General features: G+C 38.8%; 19 protein-coding genes. 12 read left to right on the top strand and 7 right to left on the bottom strand.

Annotated elements, in window-relative coordinates:
- Positions 1 to 17 precede the first annotated feature (17 nt).
- Positions 18 to 491, bottom strand: coding sequence for a transcription elongation factor GreA (gene greA, locus U736_RS0103665; RefSeq protein ID WP_012754902.1), 474 nt, complete (start codon positions 489 to 491; stop codon positions 18 to 20).
- A gap of 338 nt (positions 492 to 829) precedes the next feature.
- Between greA and U736_RS0103660 the strand changes: the two genes are divergently transcribed.
- From U736_RS0103660 to U736_RS0103650, 3 genes are all read left to right on the top strand, one after another.
- Positions 830 to 1,144 (top strand): SH3 domain-containing protein, encoded by a 315-nt coding sequence (locus U736_RS0103660; protein WP_012754901.1) that lies wholly within the window; start codon positions 830 to 832, stop codon positions 1,142 to 1,144.
- Between the two features lie 259 nt (positions 1,145 to 1,403).
- A complete protein-coding gene (gene uvrB, locus U736_RS10905) occupies positions 1,404 to 3,788 on the top strand; it encodes an excinuclease ABC subunit UvrB (RefSeq protein WP_051406047.1) in 2,385 nt (794 codons plus the stop codon).
- 429 nt (positions 3,789 to 4,217) lie between these two features.
- Entirely contained in the window at positions 4,218 to 4,973 is a 756-nt protein-coding gene (locus tag U736_RS0103650; protein ID WP_026500312.1) for a BA14K family protein, read from the top strand.
- A 65-nt stretch (positions 4,974 to 5,038) separates the two neighbouring features.
- Here the strand turns inward: U736_RS0103650 and U736_RS0103645 are convergent, their stop codons facing one another.
- A complete protein-coding gene (locus U736_RS0103645; RefSeq protein WP_012754896.1) occupies positions 5,039 to 5,689 on the bottom strand; it encodes an MBL fold metallo-hydrolase in 651 nt (216 codons plus the stop codon).
- Between the two features lie 142 nt (positions 5,690 to 5,831).
- On the opposite strand from U736_RS0103645, the gene U736_RS0103640 reads away from it, so the two are divergent.
- Entirely contained in the window at positions 5,832 to 6,536 is a 705-nt protein-coding gene (locus U736_RS0103640; RefSeq protein ID WP_026500311.1) for a response regulator, read from the top strand.
- An 8-nt stretch (positions 6,537 to 6,544) separates the two neighbouring features.
- On the top strand, positions 6,545 to 7,885 hold the full coding sequence (locus U736_RS0103635; RefSeq protein WP_012754894.1) for an ATP-binding protein: 1,341 nt from the start codon (positions 6,545 to 6,547) through the stop codon (positions 7,883 to 7,885).
- A gap of 45 nt (positions 7,886 to 7,930) precedes the next feature.
- Here U736_RS0103635 and U736_RS0103630 read toward each other — a convergent pair whose 3' ends face one another.
- Positions 7,931 to 8,431: a type III secretion system chaperone family protein gene (locus U736_RS0103630; RefSeq protein WP_012754893.1), complete on the bottom strand. Its 501-nt coding sequence runs from the start codon at positions 8,429 to 8,431 to the stop codon at positions 7,931 to 7,933.
- Positions 8,432 to 8,812: 381 nt separating this feature from the next.
- Positions 8,813 to 9,082: an accessory factor UbiK family protein gene (locus U736_RS0103625; protein WP_026500310.1), complete on the bottom strand. Its 270-nt coding sequence runs from the start codon at positions 9,080 to 9,082 to the stop codon at positions 8,813 to 8,815.
- A gap of 305 nt (positions 9,083 to 9,387) precedes the next feature.
- On the opposite strand from U736_RS0103625, the gene lgt reads away from it, so the two are divergent.
- The 4 genes from lgt (at position 9,388) to U736_RS0103605 (ending at position 13,628) form a co-directional block, all read left to right on the top strand.
- On the top strand, positions 9,388 to 10,266 hold the full coding sequence (gene lgt / locus U736_RS0103620; RefSeq protein ID WP_012754891.1) for a prolipoprotein diacylglyceryl transferase: 879 nt from the start codon (positions 9,388 to 9,390) through the stop codon (positions 10,264 to 10,266).
- A complete protein-coding gene (locus tag U736_RS0103615) occupies positions 10,241 to 11,320 on the top strand; it encodes a class I SAM-dependent methyltransferase (protein WP_012754890.1) in 1,080 nt (359 codons plus the stop codon). The genes lgt and U736_RS0103615 overlap by 26 nt, the downstream gene beginning before the upstream one ends.
- 102 nt (positions 11,321 to 11,422) lie before the next feature.
- Positions 11,423 to 12,214: a peptidoglycan editing factor PgeF gene (gene pgeF, locus U736_RS0103610; RefSeq protein WP_026500309.1), complete on the top strand. Its 792-nt coding sequence runs from the start codon at positions 11,423 to 11,425 to the stop codon at positions 12,212 to 12,214.
- A gap of 481 nt (positions 12,215 to 12,695) precedes the next feature.
- Entirely contained in the window at positions 12,696 to 13,628 is a 933-nt protein-coding gene (locus U736_RS0103605) for a ribose-phosphate pyrophosphokinase (RefSeq protein ID WP_012754888.1), read from the top strand.
- Here U736_RS0103605 and U736_RS0103600 read toward each other — a convergent pair.
- Positions 13,625 to 15,124: an ATP-binding protein gene (locus tag U736_RS0103600; protein ID WP_026500308.1), complete on the bottom strand. Its 1,500-nt coding sequence runs from the start codon at positions 15,122 to 15,124 to the stop codon at positions 13,625 to 13,627. The genes U736_RS0103605 and U736_RS0103600 overlap by 4 nt on opposite strands.
- 292 nt (positions 15,125 to 15,416) lie before the next feature.
- Between U736_RS0103600 and U736_RS0103590 the strand changes: the two genes are divergently transcribed.
- Together U736_RS0103590 and pth are read left to right on the top strand one after the other, a co-directional pair.
- The gene (locus U736_RS0103590) at positions 15,417 to 16,046 is read left to right on the top strand and encodes a 50S ribosomal protein L25/general stress protein Ctc (protein ID WP_012754886.1); all 630 of its coding nucleotides are present in this window, start codon (positions 15,417 to 15,419) and stop codon (positions 16,044 to 16,046) included.
- A gap of 76 nt (positions 16,047 to 16,122) precedes the next feature.
- On the top strand, positions 16,123 to 16,704 hold the full coding sequence (pth, locus tag U736_RS0103585) for an aminoacyl-tRNA hydrolase (RefSeq protein WP_012754885.1): 582 nt from the start codon (positions 16,123 to 16,125) through the stop codon (positions 16,702 to 16,704).
- A gap of 241 nt (positions 16,705 to 16,945) precedes the next feature.
- Here the strand turns inward: pth and U736_RS0103580 are convergent, their stop codons facing one another.
- Positions 16,946 to 17,689, bottom strand: coding sequence for a L,D-transpeptidase (locus U736_RS0103580; protein WP_012754884.1), 744 nt, complete (start codon positions 17,687 to 17,689; stop codon positions 16,946 to 16,948).
- 264 nt (positions 17,690 to 17,953) lie between these two features.
- Here U736_RS0103580 and ychF point away from each other — a divergent pair, with 264 nt between their 5' ends.
- Entirely contained in the window at positions 17,954 to 19,057 is a 1,104-nt protein-coding gene (ychF, locus tag U736_RS0103575) for a redox-regulated ATPase YchF (protein WP_026500307.1), read from the top strand.
- 156 nt (positions 19,058 to 19,213) lie between these two features.
- Here the strand turns inward: ychF and U736_RS0103570 are convergent, their stop codons facing one another.
- Positions 19,214 to 19,654 carry a PRC-barrel domain-containing protein gene (locus U736_RS0103570; RefSeq protein ID WP_012754882.1) on the bottom strand — a complete coding sequence of 147 codons (441 nt, stop codon included), beginning with the start codon at positions 19,652 to 19,654 and terminating at the stop codon, positions 19,214 to 19,216.
- Positions 19,655 to 19,666 lie beyond the last annotated feature (12 nt).

Raw genomic sequence — 19,666 nt, 5'->3', positions numbered from 1 at the left:
AATAATCCATATGTTATTTAGATGTACTGAACCTTAATGATCTCGTAATTATGTGCACCACCTGGTGCATTCACCTCAATCACATCACCTTCTTGCTTGCCAATGAGTGCACGTGCAATAGGCGAAGAAATAGAGATTTTACCAACCTTTACATCAGCTTCTTGATCTCCTACGATCTGATACACTTTTTTTTCTTCAGTATCCTCATCCAAGAGTTTAATGGTTGCTCCAAATTTTATTTTGTCGCCTGAAAGACGCGTAACATCTATAACTTCTGCTCGTGCGATATAATCTTCAAGCTCATTTATACGCCCCTCATTATGGCTTTGCGCTTCTTTAGCTGCATGATACTCAGCATTTTCTGATAAATCACCATGTGCACGCGCCTCAGAAATTGCTTCAATAATTCGCGGACGCTCCTGTTGTTGACGCCAACGCAACTCTTCTTTAAGACTCTCAAAACCAGCTGTAGTCATCGGAACTTTTTCCATAATCCGTCCCTTTCTATTACACGGAAGGTTTAATAAAAATACAAAAAACGGCTTCCAAAATTACTTTTGGAATCCGAAAACTACGATCTTTTTTATTATATAGTACAGTATCGCTATTTTCCATACAAAAATAAATAAAGGAAACAAAACATGCACAAATAGTGATTAAAACATCTCATTTTGGTGTTTAAACCGTTAAACTTCACTCTTCTCTTTAAAGTCTCCTAAAGAAGAAAGAATTGTATTTTTTTCTGTTTTATCATAATCTAGCAAAAGAAATCATATGGGATACAAAGAGAGAAGGATAGAAAATCTCTAAAGCAATTCTTTACAGAAGAATGAAAAAAATCGTCATTTTTTTTATGTTTGGCTCTTTCTTTTTCGCCACAACAGTATCTGAAGCTGCGGATGCTTTTGTTACGAGAAATCTTAATTTTAGAACAGGTCCTAGCACTCAGTATGCACTTTGCGGCTTAATCTCTGCTGGAGAATTGGTTTTTGTTAAAAACTGTGAAGGCAATTGGTGCCATATCCGATATAACACTCAAATAGGTTGGGTGTCATCTCGTTATCTTTCATTTAAAGATGGAAATGATCTTTATCACACATACACGATGTCTTTAGTGCCCAAACGTACCGATTCTTCTCCATAACAGCCATAATAACTTATGCCATCTTAAATATCATCATGGCAAAAATGCAATAGTGTCCACGAACAACCACAATATGCCCCCTCCAAAGAAACACTTCGAAGAATTCGTCTCATAGAAAAAACTTGATCAATATCCTAATGAAAGCTCCAATAAACCAAAATAAATCTGTTCAATAACGTTTTGCTGTTGTCGTAATGAAATTGTAAAAATTAGTATTTTCTTTAAAATCACCAGCACTTTTCTATTAAAGGATACAACAATGAAAAATGGTGTTACAGCAACAGTTGAGGCTCTTTCTGCTCTGATTGCCTCAGGCAATCCTCTTTTTAAGAATGGCGCGTTATGGACACCTCACCGCCCTGTTCGTCCTGAAAAGTCTGAAGGTGGCATTCCATTTCAACTCGAAACACCCTTTGAACCTGCGGGAGATCAACCTCAAGCAATTAAAACTCTGGTTGAGGGAATTCAAAAAGATGAACGTACACAAGTGCTTTTGGGTGTTACCGGCTCAGGAAAAACCTATACAATGGCCAAAATCATTGAAAAAACACAGCGTCCAGCTCTGATTTTAGCTCCCAATAAAACTCTAGCAGCGCAGCTTTATGGGGAATTTAAAAGTTTTTTTCCTCATAATGCCGTCGAATATTTTGTTTCCTATTATGACTATTATCAGCCAGAAGCCTACGTTGCACGCTCTGATACCTATATTGAAAAAGAATCCTCAATTAATGAACAAATCGACCGTATGCGCCATGCAGCAACACGTGCTGTCCTTGAACGTGATGACGTCATTATTGTCGCGTCTGTATCGTGTATTTACGGGATTGGTTCAGTAGAAACTTATACTGCTATGACCTTCAAAATAGAAAAAGGTGATAAACTCAATCAACGAAAACTCTTGGCTGATTTAGTCTCTCAACAGTATTATCGACAAGATATCAATTTCATTCGTGGTTCCTTTCGTGTTCGAGGGGATACAATCGAAATTTTCCCTGCCCACCTCGAAGATCGTGCTTGGCGTATTTCGCTCTTTGGCGATGAAGTGGAAACAATTACGGAATTTGATCCTCTAACGGGACAAAAAACAGGCGATCTTCAATCGATTAAAATTTATGCCAACTCACACTACGTAACACCACGCCCAACACTCAATCAAGCGATGAAATCGATCAAAATGGAACTCGCTCAACGCCTTGATGAGTTGAACGCAGCTGGACGTCTTTTAGAAGCACAACGTTTAGAACAACGTACAATTTTTGATTTGGAAATGTTGGAAACCACCGGCTCATGCTCTGGAATCGAAAATTATTCACGCTATTTAACAGGACGAAAACCTGGTGAACCACCACCAACCTTGTTCGAATACATTCCAAACAATGCTCTTGTTTTTATCGATGAAAGCCACGTAACCATTCCCCAAATTGGAGGCATGTACCGAGGTGACTTTCGAAGAAAAGCAACCCTAGCAGAATATGGGTTTCGCCTACCTTCCTGTATGGACAATCGCCCTTTACGCTTTGAAGAATGGGATGCCATGCGCCCACAAACTATTGCCGTCTCTGCAACACCAGGACGCTGGGAAATAGAACAATCTCATGGCACTTTTGCAGAACAAATTATTCGTCCAACAGGGCTCATTGATCCACCAACAGAGGTTCGTCCAGCCAGCAATCAAGTCGATGATGTTGTGAATGAAATTCGTAAAACAATTCAAAAAGGCTACCGTACATTGGTGACAGTTCTCACAAAGCGTATGGCCGAGGACTTAACTGAATATCTCCACGAACAAGATATTCGCGTACGCTATATGCATTCTGACATTGATACATTAGAACGCATTGAAATTCTACGCGATCTGCGGCTTGGAACCTTTGATGTCCTCATCGGTATCAACTTGCTCCGAGAAGGCTTAGATATTCCAGAATGTGGTTTTGTTGCCATTCTAGATGCTGATAAGGAGGGCTTTTTGCGCTCTGAAACTTCCCTCATACAAACAATCGGACGTGCTGCACGTAACGTAGATGGCCGCGTTATCCTCTATGCAGATACAATCACAGGCTCCATAGAACGAGCCTTACAGGAGACACAAAGACGTCGACAAAAACAAATAGCCTATAATGAAGAACACCATATCACACCAAAAAGTATCAAAAAAAATATCGGAGATATTCTCAATTCAGGCTATGAAAACAACCATATTCGCACAATTACCCCTGATGTTATCGAGAAAAAAAATATGGTTGGCAACAATTTAGCATCTCATATTAAACACCTTGAAAAATTAATGCATGAAGCAGCTGCTGATCTCAACTTTGAAGAAGCAGCGCGACTTCGCGATGAAATCAAACAATTACAAAAGATAGAACTAGAAATCGCTGAGAACCCCTTAACACATCATAGCGAACAATCCACCCATGAGCCCGTGTTACAACCAAGTCTTTTCTCCAAACCAGACCTTGCACACATGGGACCAACCATGGATACTGGTATTTTGGAAAATCGAAAAGGAAAATCTGGTAAAAACACCCCTAATCAAGCAACAATAAAACGAAAAAAAACGCAGACAAATTTAAAGAGAATGTCTTATATATATCAAAAAATTACTTACAATATATTATCTTTATACATTTATAGTCTGATATAGAACTAAAATATTACTTATCATCAAAAGATGAATATTCAAACAGGACACTGTTCTATAAAACAAATAAAGTAAAACAAGACTTTATCGTAGAACCATAAACTCATGATAAAAAATGATAACTTTTATTCATACACCTATTATTCAATTTATATTGTATCAAGTGATACAAAAAATATCCCTAAACAAAGAGTTTATATTTCATAGTAAAAAATCGGGTACTCTCAATATAAACTTATTAATTAACCTCAAGCATAGTACATTAATTGAAATCAAAATTCTGTCATGATTTTATTTTACTGTATCTGCGATGGGTTTAACTAAATGAATTTTCATTTGTTTTGCCACAATAAAGTCCAAAATTATTCAGGCTCTATTCAGTTTGAAACGTGTAGGATGTGAAAAATACGAATTTACACAAGGAGCATCATTATGAAAAAGGTGATCAGGTTAGCGGTATTATCAGCAATGTCAACTGTAACCGTTTTCATGCCGCTAAATGCAACGCTTGCGGATATGGCATGGGACTTTACTCACTCTATCACGAGAGAAACAGATGATATGATGAGGAAGATGCGTAAAGAAAGAGATGATGCGACAAGGGAAATTGATAAGAAAATTGATGATATCTGGCGTTCCCATTTTTCTAGCTCCCATTGTTCTGATAGCAAAAATGTCTGTCATTCTGATGATTTCCAAAAGTTTGTTGATGATTTCCGCAAGCGTTCTGAAGAAAACTCTAGAAGATTTAAAGCCAAACTTAATAAGACGGAACAACAACAACAACATCATCATCATCATCATCATCATTATCATCATTATCATCATGTTGAAAACAAAACATATCATCACATTGAACGCAAAAAGACAAAACACAGTAATATTCATATAGACAACTCAGGAGATGCTTTAGCGGTGGGTATTCTTGGTACAATTTTAAAAAAACCAGAACAGCCACAAGTGGTTTATCAAATAGTACCACAAAATCAGGTAATTTATCAAAAAGTTCCGCAAAATCAAAGAGTTTATCAGGTGCAGCAAACGGCGGAATATGAGCCACTCCAGCAATCATTAGAATCTAATTGGCTTAGCTATTGCAAGAAAAAATACCGTTCCTTCAACCCTAAAACAGGGACTTTTCGAGACCGTAATGGTTTGGAACACATTTGTTATGCCCCAATAAATTAACTTCTGTTCTACTAAAAAAGTCTTAAATGGCACAAAAAAACGCTTCAAAGCGTTTTTTTGTTTGCTCATATATTAAAATCTTGAAGAAAAGGATTATTTTGGCGCTCATAGCCTATGCTACTTTTAGGACCATGCCCACAGATAAAACAAACATCATCGCCTAAGGGTAAAACTTTTTCTCGAAGAGAGTGCATCAATTTTTCATGAGAACAGAAGGGGAAATCAGTGCGTCCAATAGAACCACGAAAGAGCACATCACCCAAGAGAGCTAAGCGTTCTTTTTCATTGAAATAAATAACATGACCAGGAGAATGTCCTGGGGTGTGAAAAACCTTAAACACATGTCCAGCAAAATGAACGCACTCACCATCTTCTAACCATTGGTCAGGAATACAGATGCATGCATCAGTGATGTCGTAATTTTTTGCGCTTTCGCTCACGGCATCCATCACAGGCTTATCATCGCGATGTGAACCGATAATTTTTACATTAAGCGCCTCTTTCGCTTGCATTGCTGCTCCCACATGATCAAAATGACCATGTGTTATCCAAATAGCCTCAACGATAACGCCATTCTTTTCGATTACGTCTTGAATCCGCGGCCAATCACCACCAGGATCAACGAGAACCCCCGTTTTACATTCACTATCAAAAAGCAAAGTGCAATTTTGTTGGAATGTCGTAACTGGAATAATATGTATATTAAGACTACCCATAATATCCTTTTCAAAAGTAAATTTTTTAAATTTATAAATAAAACTTTCTCTCCTTTAAGGTAAAGGTGCTGCTCGACAGCTTTATACAACTTATGTAAACTTGCATTTTGTGTAAACTAAATTTTTGTCAAGGTTTTTAAGAATGTCCGATCATGTTCAAGTTTTGTGTGATGACGCACCTCACCTTCTTGTGATTGATGACGACACTCGTATCCGCAGTCTTTTATTTCAGTTTCTCATTAAAAATGGATTTCGTGTTTCAGTTTCAGCCAATGCTAATGAAGCAAAACGACTGTTGGCAAGTTTAGATTTTGATCTTCTTATTGTTGATGTCATGATGCCTGGTGAAAACGGTATTGATCTTACTCATTCACTCCGCCAAACAAAGGATGTTCCTATCTTCATGCTAACAGCTTTATCAGAAATAGACAATCGTATCCATGGCTTAGAAGCAGGTGCAGATGATTATCTTGCTAAGCCGTTTGATCCTCGTGAGCTTCTCCTTCGTATCAATGCCATTTTACGGCGTGGTTTTCCCCCTCACCAACCCAAAATCGAGCAAATCGTTTTTGGACCTTATATATTTTCAATTTCACGGCGCGAACTCAAAAAAGGGGGAAAAATTATTAAATTAACAGATAAAGAACAAGAAATGATGGTCATTTTTGCCGAAAATGCAGGCGATACAATTCCGCGCCATAAATTCGCGGCTGATGACAGCAATATAAATGAACGTGCCATTGATGTACAGATCAACCGCCTTCGTCGTAAAATCGAAAAAAACCCAGCACTGCCTATATGGCTCCAAACCGTGCGAGGAATAGGGTACAAACTCTCTATTGAATAGGCACAAGAATGATCAAGCCTTTAAGATTTTTTCTTCGATGGTTAACGAAAAAAATGCCTAAACGGCTTTATGCTCGCTCTTTGATCATTATTATCGCTCCCATGGTACTTCTGCAAACAGTCATTGCTTATGTCTTTATGGAACGCCATTGGCAAATGGTAACCGAGCGTCTTTCAATGGCTGTCGTGCATGACATTTCAGCCATTATTGATATTCTTGAAACATATCCACAACAAGATAACTATGAAGATATCAAGCGTATTGCACAACAACGCATGGGATTAAACATTTCTATCCTACCCCCTTCCCCTCTTCCCCCTCCAGGACCTAAGCCATTTTTTGCAATTCTTGACTATTTTTTAAATGAAGAAATCACCCGCCAAATTAACCGTCCCTTCTGGATCGATACCGTAGGAGATTCTGATCTTGTTGAAATCCGTATCCACCTTGGTCACAACATCTTACGCGTCTTTGCTCCACGCAGCCAAGCCTACGCTTCCAATACTGCTATTTTTTTAAGCTGGATGGTAGGAACAGCTCTTGTTTTATTGCTGATAGCAATATACTTTTTGCGCAATCAAATTAAACCTATTCAACAATTGGCTGAAGCAGCAGAAAGCTTTGGACGCGGTCGTCCTTTACCAAAAGGATTTCAACCACAAGGAGCTGATGAAGTCCGTCGTGCTGGCATTGCTTTTTTACGTATGCGAGAACGTATTGAACGCCAAATCGAACAACGCACCATGATGCTCTCAGGAGTAAGTCATGATTTAAGAACCATTCTTACACGCTTTAAACTTCAGCTAGCATTAGTAAATACTGACTTTGATATTAAACCGCTTGAGCAAGATGTAAGTGACATGCAAAATATGTTAGAAGATTATCTTGCTTTTGCTCGTGGTGAAGGAAGTGAAAGTGTCAAGACTTTTGACTTAAATGCTCTTATGCAAAAATTCTCTGCCGATGCTCATCTTCACAAACGTCAATTTTCTTACACCATTGAAGGTCCTACAGAAATACAAGTACGTCCCCGTGCTTTCACACGCTTGGTCAGCAATCTTGTATCAAATGCATTTTGTTACGGCACAACCGTTAAACTAACAGCTAACTCTCAACAAGAATCTTTTATATTGATAATCGATGATAATGGACCTGGAATTCATGAAAATATGCGTACAGAAGTTTTTAAGCCATTCTTTCGACTTGATAAAGCGCGAAATCAAGATGCAAGTGGAACAGGACTTGGTCTTTCTATTGCTCAAGACATAGCACGCAGCCATGGTGGCAATATACAATTAGATGAAAGCCCACTTGGGGGATTACGCGCTATTCTTGATATCCCCCTATGAGCAATATTTCAGCAAACCATCTGTAAAAATAACAGACTGTGTATTTTAGGCATTCCCTACAGTTTCAAACAAAGTGTACTGCAGTGCCTTGTAAGCACTTTCTCCCGACAAAGCAACCATCTGAAATGCAACATAATGGCTTTCACAGACTTTAAGTGCATGTATCAACAATGTTTCAACCTGTATATGAGATGGATGCATCCCACCAGCCAAAAGAAGACCTTGCCGATAAATAACTGAATTATTCCTTTGCCAGTAATCAAAATGTCCCAACAACAACTTTTCATTAATTGCTAGCAATAAGCGCTGTATTTCAGCTGTTCGAGCATTTTTAATAGAGAGATCAAACGAACAAGCCAAATGAAGTGCTTCATGCTCTTCCATCCATGAAAAAGCAAGACGATAATTTGCGCGCTTTCCTTCCACACAAACGCTAATTTCATCTTGCGCATCCCGCTCAAACGACCAATCATATTCACAGGCAATCTGTTCGATAAAGTCAACAGGGTGCTCTTTTCTCTCTGTGGCGCAAAATGCAAGCCTCATCACAATCCTCAATCATCTTAAAAACATTGTCAACAGAATATAAACCGCCTAAACTGTAACAATATTTTGCTACAATCAGAACCTTTACAACAAACAAATACACATAAAAACATCGACAGTACACAAACACCCAGAACACAATCGCGCTGTTTAGGGCAACCTGATAGTCATAAAACGAATCATCAAGTCTTTTCAGTGTATTGATACAATTTCATAGCGCCAGCCCCCCTGATTCAAAAAAATGTATTTTACCCAAAAAAAAATCAAAAATAAACAAATGCTCCGCTCTAACAGACTCAAGATTAAGCATTTTTTAGTTTCACGCATCATATTGAAAAATTGGGGATATTTTTTTGAAGATTCTTTTTTTAAGAAACTATCTTACTTTTTTGTGTCTGCGTTTTTTAAATCATCTTTTTTTAAATCATCAAAGCGCCTTTTCAAATCAGCATTATCAGCATGGATTTTCAGCACCATCTCCTTAAAAGTCTCAAACTCTTCGCGAGAAACAAGATCAAGTTTGTTTGCTATCTTTTCAGCCTGCACACGAAAAGCTGTTCCAGCTTCACGTCGTATACCTTGCGCGACGTCAGCAGCATCTGTTGCTAATTTTGCTAATTCATCAAGAATACGATTTGATCCATTACGCATAACATTTTTCCTTAAATTTTAATTATTGACGCACGCATTATAGCGTATTCTCATAACATTTAGATACTGTAATTTGTTCCTTTTACCCTATATTTTACATACTGTGCAGATTTTTCATGACGATTTTTTAAAGATTTTTTAATATTTCTTTTATCACCATATTTTTTTACCGCGATAAACCAGTGGAAATCTATCCCCCTTTCTGACTAGCCTCCCTACTGACTTGACCATTGCGCATTCATCTGTCATTTCTGACCATTAGAGTCACTTCATATTCATCTCGTATAATGTAAGATGCTTAATTCATGAATAATCTGTCTTGTCCAGCCATTGCTTTTCCGTCTTTTCTTGATCCTGTCATTATCCAGCTAGGTCCCATAGCACTTCATTGGTATGGACTTGGTTACGTGGTGGGTATTCTTTTTGCTTGGTGGTATGCGCAAAAATTATTAAAAAAAACATCTCTATGGTATAGAGACCACCCTCCTATGGATAAAGAAAAGATCGGAGATTTTGTTGTCTGGTCTGCCATAAGTGTTGTTGTCGGAGGGCGTTTAGGACAAGTTCTTGTATGGGATCCCATTTACTATTTTAACCATCCAAGTGCTATCATTGCCGTGTGGGATGGGGGAATGTCCTTTCATGGCGGGCTTGTTGCCATCATCATTGCTATGATCTGGTTTGCCCGTAAAAATCATATTAACATACGAGCCATGTTTGATATCATTGCTGCAGGTGCTCCTATTGGTATCGGCATTGTACGAATTTGCAACTTCATTAACCAAGAGTTATGGGGCAATATTACTACACGTCCTTGGGCTGTTTGTTTTCCTCTCGATCCTCACTATCTACCGCGCCATCCAAGCCAACTTTACGAAGCTTTCATGGAAGGATTTCTTCTCTTCATCATCTTATGCCTTATCATTTTTGCCTTTAAAGCATTAAAGCGCCCTGGAGCTGTTGCAGGAACATTTATTATAGGCTACGCAGTAGCGCGCAGCATTTCTGAAGTTTACCGTGCGCCTCAAGAAGATCCAGAATGGTTTTCAACTCTTTTCCATTCTACTGGTTTTACCTATGGCATGGCTTTATCTCTTCCCATGCTTCTTTTAGGGTTTTATCTTCTTCTCCATGCCTTTAAATATAAATCGACAGAAAATGGCCAATCTAAAAGAAAAAATTAAAGAAATTATTGCCCTTAATGGACCAATCACTGTTAGCCAATATATGACGTTGGCACTTACCGATCCTCAATTTGGTTATTATCAAACACAAACACCTTTTGGACGTACCGGTGATTTCATTACAGCACCTGAAATAAGCCAATTATTTGGAGAAATGATTGGGATTTGGGTTCTCGCAAGCTGGAACGCTCATGGTTGTCCTCGCCCTTTTATCCTCGCTGAAATAGGTCCAGGACGTGGAACTCTCATGGATGATGTTTTGCGTACCATTCAAAAATTATCCACGACAGCATTTGAATCTTCTGAAGTTTTTCTCCTTGAAATAAGTAAAAAGCTCGCAGAAGAACAAAAAAAGCGCCTTTCCTCCTATCAAAAACAAATCCATAGCATTGAAAGTTTTGATCAAATCCCCTCAAAACCACTCTTCTTAATAGCTAATGAATTTCTCGATACACTCCCCATCAACCAATATATTAAAATTAAGGGAGAATGGAGAGAACGCCGCATTACAATCGATCAAAATGGAGATTTCACATTTATTGCTGCCCTGCATAAACTTCCCTCTTCTTATCTACAAACCTATTGTTCTAAAGTGCCTGACGGAACAATTTTTGAATATGCCCCCTTACGGCATCAATTCATGCAACAAATCAGCCACCATTTAGTGCAAGTGACAGGTTCTGCTTTGCTCATTGATTATGGTGCTGCTGATCTTGCATTTGGCGATACCTTGCAAGCACTGTCAAAACATAGATTTCGTGATATTTTTGATGCCCCTGGTGAACATGATTTAACATCCCATGTTGGTTTTTCTTTTTTAAAAAACATAGCCCTTGAACAAGGTTGTTTTGCTGAAATCTTCGAGCAAGGAGATTTTCTTTTAAAAATGGGGCTACTGGAGCGCGCAAAACAGCTTGGAGTTGGCAAAAGTGCTCCTTTGCAAGACAAAATCCGCCAGGACATCGAACGGCTCGCTGGTCAAGATCAAATGGGAAAATTATTTAAAGTTTTACATTTCAGTGATAAAAACATCTCCATACCTCCCCAATTTTGATGATCGGCGCTTTTGTCAATAAGCACATCATTATCTGAAATATTCATTGACAAATATGAACATTTCCACCCTCACTTCAAATAATCTCCATAAGGAACTTTTATGAAATCTATCCCTCATCCCATTCTTGCAAAAAATCTTTCTACTTTACAAACCCATGGGATAGAACATGGTTTTTTTACTCGTCAAGGTGGTGTTTCAAAAAGCCTTTACCAAAGCCTTAATGTTGGCCAAAGCTCAAATGATTACCCTGAACATATTACACAAAACCGCACTTTAGTCGCTCATTATTTTGATGTTGAGATACAAAATTTAGTCACTGTCAATCAAATACACTCTTGTGAAGTCGTTGTCGTTGATAAAGCTTTTATCGGCTCCCCTCCTAAAGCCGATGCTCTCGTTACCACCACACAAGAACTCGTAATCGGCATTCTTACAGCAGATTGCGGACCCATTCTGTTTGCTGATCCACAAGCAGGTGTCATCGCTGCAACTCATGCTGGCTGGCGCGGAAGCTTAAATGGAATTATCGAGAAAACAATTGCTGTTATGGAAAAACAAGGAGCAAAAAGACAATCAATAACAGCAGTCCTTGGACCTTGTATTGGTCCTTGTCACTATGAAGTAACAAGTGAATTTTACGACCAATTTATTGATTGCCACTGCAAATACCAAAAATATTTTATAAAAACAGACAAAATAAATCACTTTTACTTTAATCTGTGGGCATTCATTATGAATCAACTCATCGAAGCAGACGTTAATGCTTCTTGTGTAGAGCTTTGCACTTACAAGGATGAAAAGCGTTTTTTCTCCTATCGCCGTGCAATACACCGCAGCGAACCTGATTACGGACGGCAAATTTCTGCTATTATGCTAAAAAATAAAAGATGATCCTCTTTTATGCTTTAAAACAATACCAAAACTGCAAAACTAAACTTTTTACCCAAATGTAAAAATAAATCCTATTGTACTTTGCTTTGCTTTTTTACAAAATTATTACCAGCCCATAAAATATGATAGCTTTTGCTCTGAATCATTTTCAATGTTTGGTTATAATGATTGAAGGCAAGATGATACTCCTCTTTTTTTACTCCCCTTCATTCATCCTAAATATGAAACATTCCCCATATTGAAAGCATTTTTTTATAAAGTAATAACCAAAAAGCTTAATCAATACGTATTTCTTTGCCGCATGGAGAAAAAACTTTGCTCTAAAAGAAACAAACTTTTGGAAAAAGAGAAAACATATCGCATAGCTCTTTAACAATAATCGATAAAATTGTAAGGCTTTTGTAATTGTTCTCTTGCAATTTAATAAAAAGAAATTAAAAACCGTGTCGCATTCCCACCATGATAATTCAGAGGTTCTACTATGAAACTTTTCTGCGGAAATTCTAATCCACGCCTAGCTGAAGATGTTGCAAATTATTTGAACATCCCCTTAGGAAAAGCCACCGTAAAACGTTTCGCTGATCAAGAGATTTTCGTAGAATTACATGAAAATGTGCGTGGACAGGACGTGTTTGTTTTGCAATCTACATCCTATCCAGCCAATGATCACTTGATGGAATTACTCATCATGATTGATGCGCTTCGTCGTTCTTCGGCACGTCGCATCACAGCTGTGATCCCTTATTTTGGCTATGCCCGTCAAGACCGTAAACCTGGTCCGCGTACTCCCATTTCCGCAAAACTTGTTGCCAACCTGATTACTGAAGCAGGGGCCCATCGTGTTTTAACATTGGACCTTCATGCAGGACAAATTCAAGGTTTTTTTGATATCCCTACGGATAATCTCTATGCTGTTCCTGTTATTTCTCGCGATGTCAAAGTGCATTATTCTCTTGAAAATGTTATTGTTGTTTCACCTGATGTGGGTGGTGTTGTACGCGCACGCTCGCTCGCCAAGCGTTTGAACAGTTTGCTTGCTATTGTAGATAAACGTCGTGAACGTCCCGGTGAATCAGAGGTTATGAATATCATTGGAGATGTATCGGGAAAAGATTGCCTTTTGCTTGATGATATTGTTGATTCAGGTGGAACTTTATGCAATGCAGCAAGTGCTCTGCTTAAACATGGTGCCAATAGTGTCACGGCTTATATCACGCACGGTGTTCTTTCTGGTAATGCAATCGAACGAATTACCAATTCAGAGATGAAAGAATTGGTTATTACAGATTCAATTATGCCAACACAAGCTATTGAGAAAGCCCATAATATTCGTGTTTTGCCCATTGCCGACCTTATTGGGGAAGCAATTGCAAGGACAGCAGCAGAACAATCGGTTTCCAGCTTATTTGGTTAAAGGGGTTCCTTGGGGTCTCCTGGTGCTGTTTCAACACCAAGATCAGGAAATGCAACAATACGTTGGCCACTAAAATGCATATGAATAACAATAAGACCACGCTCTTCAAAGTAGGTTAAAAGTCGGCGTGCACGGCTTAAAGAATGAGTCCCATAAAGACGTGCTAAAAATGCATCGGATGGACATGGCTTTCCCCCTAATGCAGCCTGTGCTACATTCAAGAAGACTCCTTGGACATCTTCTTCTAAACTCTCCGATATCTGCAAAATATGTTTCCAATGTTCACTGACAGCCGTTTGTTCATCAACAAAAGCCTGAGCAATAGCCAATTTACGCCGAAATTGTGAAAGATTAAAAGGAACCTTTGACATACCATGGATACGACAACGAACTGAAAAATCTTGATAAAGCACCGCTGTTGAACGATAAAAAGCCTCAGAATCCTCAAGAATTTCCCGAATAATATGTTCTGCTTGGCCGTCACGCTCAACATCAGAAAGTTCAGGAAATAAACTCGGGGTTTCCTCCAACAACTCTTGTTTTTTATGCACTACCTCCTCTAACATCTCGTGCATTGATTTTTCCCTCATCGGCTCTCGTATTTGTTTAAATGGCTTTAAAATTTCCTCTGGTGAAGCAGTAAAAACGAGCTCTTGCACATCATCCCGCTCTGTTGGAAGTGGCATTAATTTAGGGCTAGAAGAGCGTGCCAAAGTTTCAACAGAACCGATAATGATTGGTAAGGGACGTCGTGATAAAGCGGGGCCTAAAGCTATAAAATTCCCCCGCTCAAGATCTCTAAACATTTCCGCTTGGCGGCGCTCCATTCCCAAAAGATCAGCAGCGCGCACCATATCAATATCTAAAAAAGTACGCCCTATTAAAAAATTTGAAGCTTCAGCAGCTACGTTTTTGGCAAGCTTAGCCAGACGTTGTGTCGCAATGACACCAGCAAGACCACGTTTGCGCCCTCGACACATAAGATTGGTCATAGCACTCAACGAAATTTTACGTGCTTCATCAGAAACCTCTCCTGCCGCAGTTGGAGCAAACAATTGTGCTTCATCAACAACAACAAGCATAGGATACCAATAATTACGTTCCACATCAAACAGTGCACCAAGAAAAGCCCCCACAGCGCGCATCTGTTGTTCGGTGTCTAAACCTTCAAGGTTGAACACCACCGAAACGCGATGTTGGCGAATCCGATGAGCAATACGTGTCAATTCTAATTCACTACGTTGAGCCTCTACAATAACATGACCAAATTTATCTGCCAAAGTTACAAAATCGCCTTCTGGATCAATTACACAATGCTGAACCCACTTAGCACTTTGCTCCAAAAGACGGCGTAAAAGATGTGATTTCCCTGAACCGGAATTACCTTGTACAAGAAGACGTGTCGCCAATAACTCTTCCAGATCAAGAAGTGCTGGCATCGATTTATGCAAAGCACGACTCTCTGACATCTCACCCAAGGCAATCTCAACCTTCATAACATCTCCAGTGTTTGATTTTGAACATATCAGTGCCAGCGCATATTGGCTGATTCTCCATCCACACCGTAATTTGTAACATTTCCTCCTTTTTAACGGTAGAAATCATCGATTTTTCCCACAACTCTTGCATCTATGAATAGTTTGAATTATAGAACAAACTTCTGTGTAGACACCCTTGGAGGCAACGCAGAATGGAGCGATCGCTGTTGATTAGCGCATATCTTCATATCCATGCAAAAACTATTACTGTTTTTGAAGGATCTCCAATCATGTAAAAAGGACTTAAATTATGAGCAAAAGCTACACTCTTAAGGCCGAAAAACGCGAGCGGGTTGGTAAGGGGTCCTCCCGTGAACTTCGCCGCAACGGTCTTATTCCTGCTGTCATTTATGGTGAAAAACAACCTCCTTTGGCAATAACAGTTCCCTATAAAGAAATTTTCTACAAAATTCATGCCGGTGGCTTTCGTACCACCATTGCAACGATTATTCTTGACAAGCAAAAAATTATGGTTTTGCCAAAAGATTATCAATTAGATCCCGTGCGTGACTTTCCCCTCCATGTAGATTTCTTACGCATTTCAGCAAAATCCGTTGTAGAAGTGAATATTCCTGTCCACTTCCTCAATGAAGATACAGCACCTGGACTTAAAAAGGGTGGTGTCCTCAATATTGTTCGGCACGAAATTGAATGTACGGCTCCAGCAAGTGCTATTCCTGAAGCTATTGAAATTGATCTCGCCAGCTACTCTATTGGTGACTCTATTCACATTTCAGCAGTGCAACTGCCAAAAGATGTGACTCCCATCATCCAAGATCGAGATTTTACCATTGCAACCATTGCAGCTCCTGCTGGCATGGATGTCAGTGATGAAACTTCTGAACAAGAAGATGAAGAAGAAGACACGCAAACTTCATAAAACTCAAAAGGCGGGAATTTTTTCCGCCTTAATTTATGAGACATTACCCTTACTCATACTTTGACTGAAGATACACATGTGGCTTATTGCTGGTCTTGGCAATCCTGGTTTACAATATCAAAATAACCGCCATAATATCGGTTTTATGGCTGTTGATGCCATCTATCAGTCCTTCTCTTTTTCTCCATGGTCGAAGAAGTTTCAAGCAGAAATCTCTAATGGTTTCATAAATAATGAGAAAATTTTTCTTATAAAACCGCAAACTTTCATGAATCTCTCTGGTCAAGCTATCGGTGAAGCTTTGCGATTTTATAAATTAGATCTGAAGAATTTGATCATCATTTATGATGAGTTAGACCTGTCACCAGGAAAAGTTCGTATAAAAATTGGTGGAGGAAATAATGGGCATAATGGTATTAAGTCTATTGATGCCCATTGTGGTACTAACTATTGTCGTATACGCATAGGAATTGGTCATCCTGGAAGCAAAGAACTTGTTCATCAACATGTTCTGGGAAATTTTGCCAAATCTGATCAAGAGTGGTTATCCCCTCTCTTAGAGACAATTGCAAAAAATATCGCTCTCCTTATAAAAGATGATAAATCCCTCTTTATGAATGAAATTTCACAAACGATAAAAAACAATCAAAACCATTGACTTGCGTATCACAGTCGCGTGAAGCATATGAATAAGAACTCTTGAAAAAAGAAAAAAATGCCTCTTATACACTTTCTCAAAGGCAAAATCTGTTGGCAACCTGAGAAGATAGAAAAAAATAAGAATACAAGCTTGTAGACACTTTTGAAAAAGAAAGGCTTATATTCTCTTTTGAGAGAAAGAGAAGATTGAACAGCAAACCAAAATACTCAAACGGCTCTCTCCAATATTCTCCCCCAAATTAAAAAAATTCATTTGGCTGAATGGTCGACTGTAGCGGATCATAGCCATTTGATTGTTGACTATAAACTGTAGGAATACTCCTATTGTTTTGTAAGACCACAACACGCGAACCAACGGGAACACGATCATAAAGATCAATAATATCTTGATTAAGCAAACGAATACACCCACTTGAAATAGCACGCCCAATTGACCACGATTCGTGTGAGCCATGAATACGGAAAAGTGTATCTTTCCCATTTTTGAACAAATAAAGTGCCCGCGCACCTAATGGATTATCGGGTCCTGGTGGCATTCCTTTCCCAAGATGACCATAACGTTCTGGTTCTCGAGCCATCATAGCTGCAGTAGGAGCCCAATTTGGCCACCGACGCTTGCGCTGTACAACCCCTTCACCTTCAAATGCTAAACCTTCCTTACCGACCCCAATCCCATAACGTAAAGCCTTTCCATTTTCACCAATAAGGTAAAGAAAACACTCTTGCGTATCTACAACCAATGTTCCAGGTGGATAAGATGTATAATAAATCACTTCTTGTCGCCAAAACTTTGGATCAATTGTCGCAAGATCAACAGCAGGTAACAAATAGGTTTCATTCGTTACAGGACCATACAAAGCCTGTATTTCTGGTGGAATGTATCGAACTTGTTGAAAAGGAACCGATGACATATCTGACTGATGTGTAGCACATCCAGCTAAAGCCAAAAGTGCTGCAATTAAAAAGGCACAACGAGATAACACTCTTCTATTTTCTCCGATTAATTATTTATGCAGATTTGCATACCATGAAAAACTTAGCACATTATTAACATTAATTCGAAGTTTTCTTATCCTTGAGACTAAGGAGAGCATTAAGATAAGAAGAACTAAGGTAAAAAAGCAGATTATCTGTTACTTTAGACTTTTTTCTCACTTATCGCAACACAAAGACTATAACTCTTCTGAAAATATGCTATAAAAAAGAAGCTATCTTGACTATAAAATCAAAAGAAAAGAAAGACTCTCATGGGCTTTAAATGCGGTATTGTCGGATTACCTAATGTTGGGAAATCAACTCTTTTTAATGCATTAACAAAAACAGCCACTGCACAGGCTGCCAATTATCCTTTTTGTACCATTGAACCCAATACCGGTGAAGTTGCCGTTCCAGATTTACGAATGGAAAAAATTGCATCAATCGCTGGTTCAAAAGAAATAATTCCTACACGCATTAACTTCGTCGATATTGCGGGGCTTGTACGAGGAGCTTCAAAAGGCGAAGGTTTAGGAAACAAATTTTTAGCCAATATTCGCGAAGTCGATGCCATTGTTCACGTTTTACGCTGTTTTCAAAATGAAGATATTACCCATGTAGAAGGACGTATTGATCCTGTTTCTGATGCCACAACCGTTGAAACAGAACTCATGCTTGCCGATCTTGAGAGCCTTGAGCGACGAATCGTACAAATCCGTAAACGTGCAACCGGAAAAGACAAAAAAGCTCTCACAATTTTACCCATTATGGAAAAAGCATTAAACATACTGCAACAGGGAAACCCTGTCCGGTTATTACTCAAAGATATCTCTTCCGATGAACACCACATTCTTAAGAGTTTAAATCTTTTAACCTCCAAGCCTGTACTTTATGTTTGTAACGTAAGCGAAAATGACGCCGCTCATGGAAATAGCTTTACCCAAACAGTTGAAAAAATGGCAACAGAGCAAAATGCGCAAAGCATTATCATTTCTGCTTCTATCGAAGCGGAAATCACACAACTGAGTGATGCTGAAGCATCAGAATATCTCAATGCTCTAGGACTCTTTGAACCAAGTTTAAATCGCCTTATTCGTGCTGGTTACCATTTACTTGATCTCATTACTTACTTCACCTGTGGGCCTAAGGAAACACGAGCATGGACAATTACGCGTGGTACAAAAGCTCCCCAAGCAGCTGGCGTTATTCACTCAGATTTTGAGCGCGGTTTCATTCGTGCCCAAACCATCAGCTACAATGACTATATTGCTCTGGGTGGAGAAAGCGGTGCAAAAGAAGCAGGAAAAGCCCGCGATGAAGGAAAAGAATACATTGTGCAAGATGGCGATGTCATGTTATTTAAACATAATACTTAAATCTTCACTCTGTCTTAATAGTTTATCTTGAAAACTTTGTAATAGGCCTTGGAATCTTGTCGCAAAAGCTCCCAAGAATTTTTTGAACAAAAAAATGTTGCTAGCATATTATTATGATAGCAACAGTTTTATCCATTAAAGAATGGGAATATAAAATTAGCGCGTCCAACGCCCTTCGTATTTAAATGTTGGAGCGTCCTTTAAAGAATCCTTTGTCGCATTTGTAATGAGTTTCCATTTACCATAATCATTTGTCATCTGGATTGTTTCTGGAGAAACGACCACATAACTCTCACCTATGCCAAGAAAACCACCAACAGCAACAACAAACCCTGCAATATTATTTTCACGTAAAATAATATCTTTCACTTCACCAATATTTTCATCTTCTATATTATATACATTGGCGCCTATAAGGCTGGAAGCAACAAAATCCGTTGCTAAAGGTGTCACATAACGCACAGACTTATCTACCCCCACCTGTACAATACCCGTCGAAGAGATCATTTCAGGTTTTGAAGGCACTTCAAAAGACTGGGCGTAAGTACTAGAAACCATCAAAATTGACATAAGAGTAGTACATGCAATTTTTTTCATTTTAACATCTCC

This window comes from Bartonella grahamii ATCC 700132 (assembly GCF_000518085.1).
Classification (GTDB): Bacteria; Pseudomonadota; Alphaproteobacteria; order Rhizobiales; family Rhizobiaceae; genus Bartonella; species Bartonella grahamii.
The sequence above is the reverse complement of the archived record's forward strand: the minus strand, read 5'-3'. Positions and strand labels throughout refer to the sequence as shown.

Coding starts and splice junctions, on each gene's coding strand:
- greA (WP_012754902.1), bottom strand. CDS start 491: ATGGAAAAAGTTCCGATGACTACAGCTGGTTTTGAGAGTCTTAAAGAA.
- U736_RS0103660 (WP_012754901.1), top strand. CDS start 830: ATGAAAAAAATCGTCATTTTTTTTATGTTTGGCTCTTTCTTTTTCGCC.
- uvrB (WP_051406047.1), top strand. CDS start 1,404: ATGAAAAATGGTGTTACAGCAACAGTTGAGGCTCTTTCTGCTCTGATT.
- U736_RS0103650 (WP_026500312.1), top strand. CDS start 4,218: ATGAAAAAGGTGATCAGGTTAGCGGTATTATCAGCAATGTCAACTGTA.
- U736_RS0103645 (WP_012754896.1), bottom strand. CDS start 5,689: ATGGGTAGTCTTAATATACATATTATTCCAGTTACGACATTCCAACAA.
- U736_RS0103640 (WP_026500311.1), top strand. CDS start 5,832: ATGTCCGATCATGTTCAAGTTTTGTGTGATGACGCACCTCACCTTCTT.
- U736_RS0103635 (WP_012754894.1), top strand. CDS start 6,545: ATGATCAAGCCTTTAAGATTTTTTCTTCGATGGTTAACGAAAAAAATG.
- U736_RS0103630 (WP_012754893.1), bottom strand. CDS start 8,431: ATGAGGCTTGCATTTTGCGCCACAGAGAGAAAAGAGCACCCTGTTGAC.
- U736_RS0103625 (WP_026500310.1), bottom strand. CDS start 9,082: ATGCGTAATGGATCAAATCGTATTCTTGATGAATTAGCAAAATTAGCA.
- lgt (WP_012754891.1), top strand. CDS start 9,388: ATGAATAATCTGTCTTGTCCAGCCATTGCTTTTCCGTCTTTTCTTGAT.
- U736_RS0103615 (WP_012754890.1), top strand. CDS start 10,241: ATGGCCAATCTAAAAGAAAAAATTAAAGAAATTATTGCCCTTAATGGA.
- pgeF (WP_026500309.1), top strand. CDS start 11,423: ATGAAATCTATCCCTCATCCCATTCTTGCAAAAAATCTTTCTACTTTA.
- U736_RS0103605 (WP_012754888.1), top strand. CDS start 12,696: ATGAAACTTTTCTGCGGAAATTCTAATCCACGCCTAGCTGAAGATGTT.
- U736_RS0103600 (WP_026500308.1), bottom strand. CDS start 15,124: ATGAAGGTTGAGATTGCCTTGGGTGAGATGTCAGAGAGTCGTGCTTTG.
- U736_RS0103590 (WP_012754886.1), top strand. CDS start 15,417: ATGAGCAAAAGCTACACTCTTAAGGCCGAAAAACGCGAGCGGGTTGGT.
- pth (WP_012754885.1), top strand. CDS start 16,123: ATGTGGCTTATTGCTGGTCTTGGCAATCCTGGTTTACAATATCAAAAT.
- ychF (WP_026500307.1), top strand. CDS start 17,954: ATGGGCTTTAAATGCGGTATTGTCGGATTACCTAATGTTGGGAAATCA.
- U736_RS0103570 (WP_012754882.1), bottom strand. CDS start 19,654: ATGAAAAAAATTGCATGTACTACTCTTATGTCAATTTTGATGGTTTCT.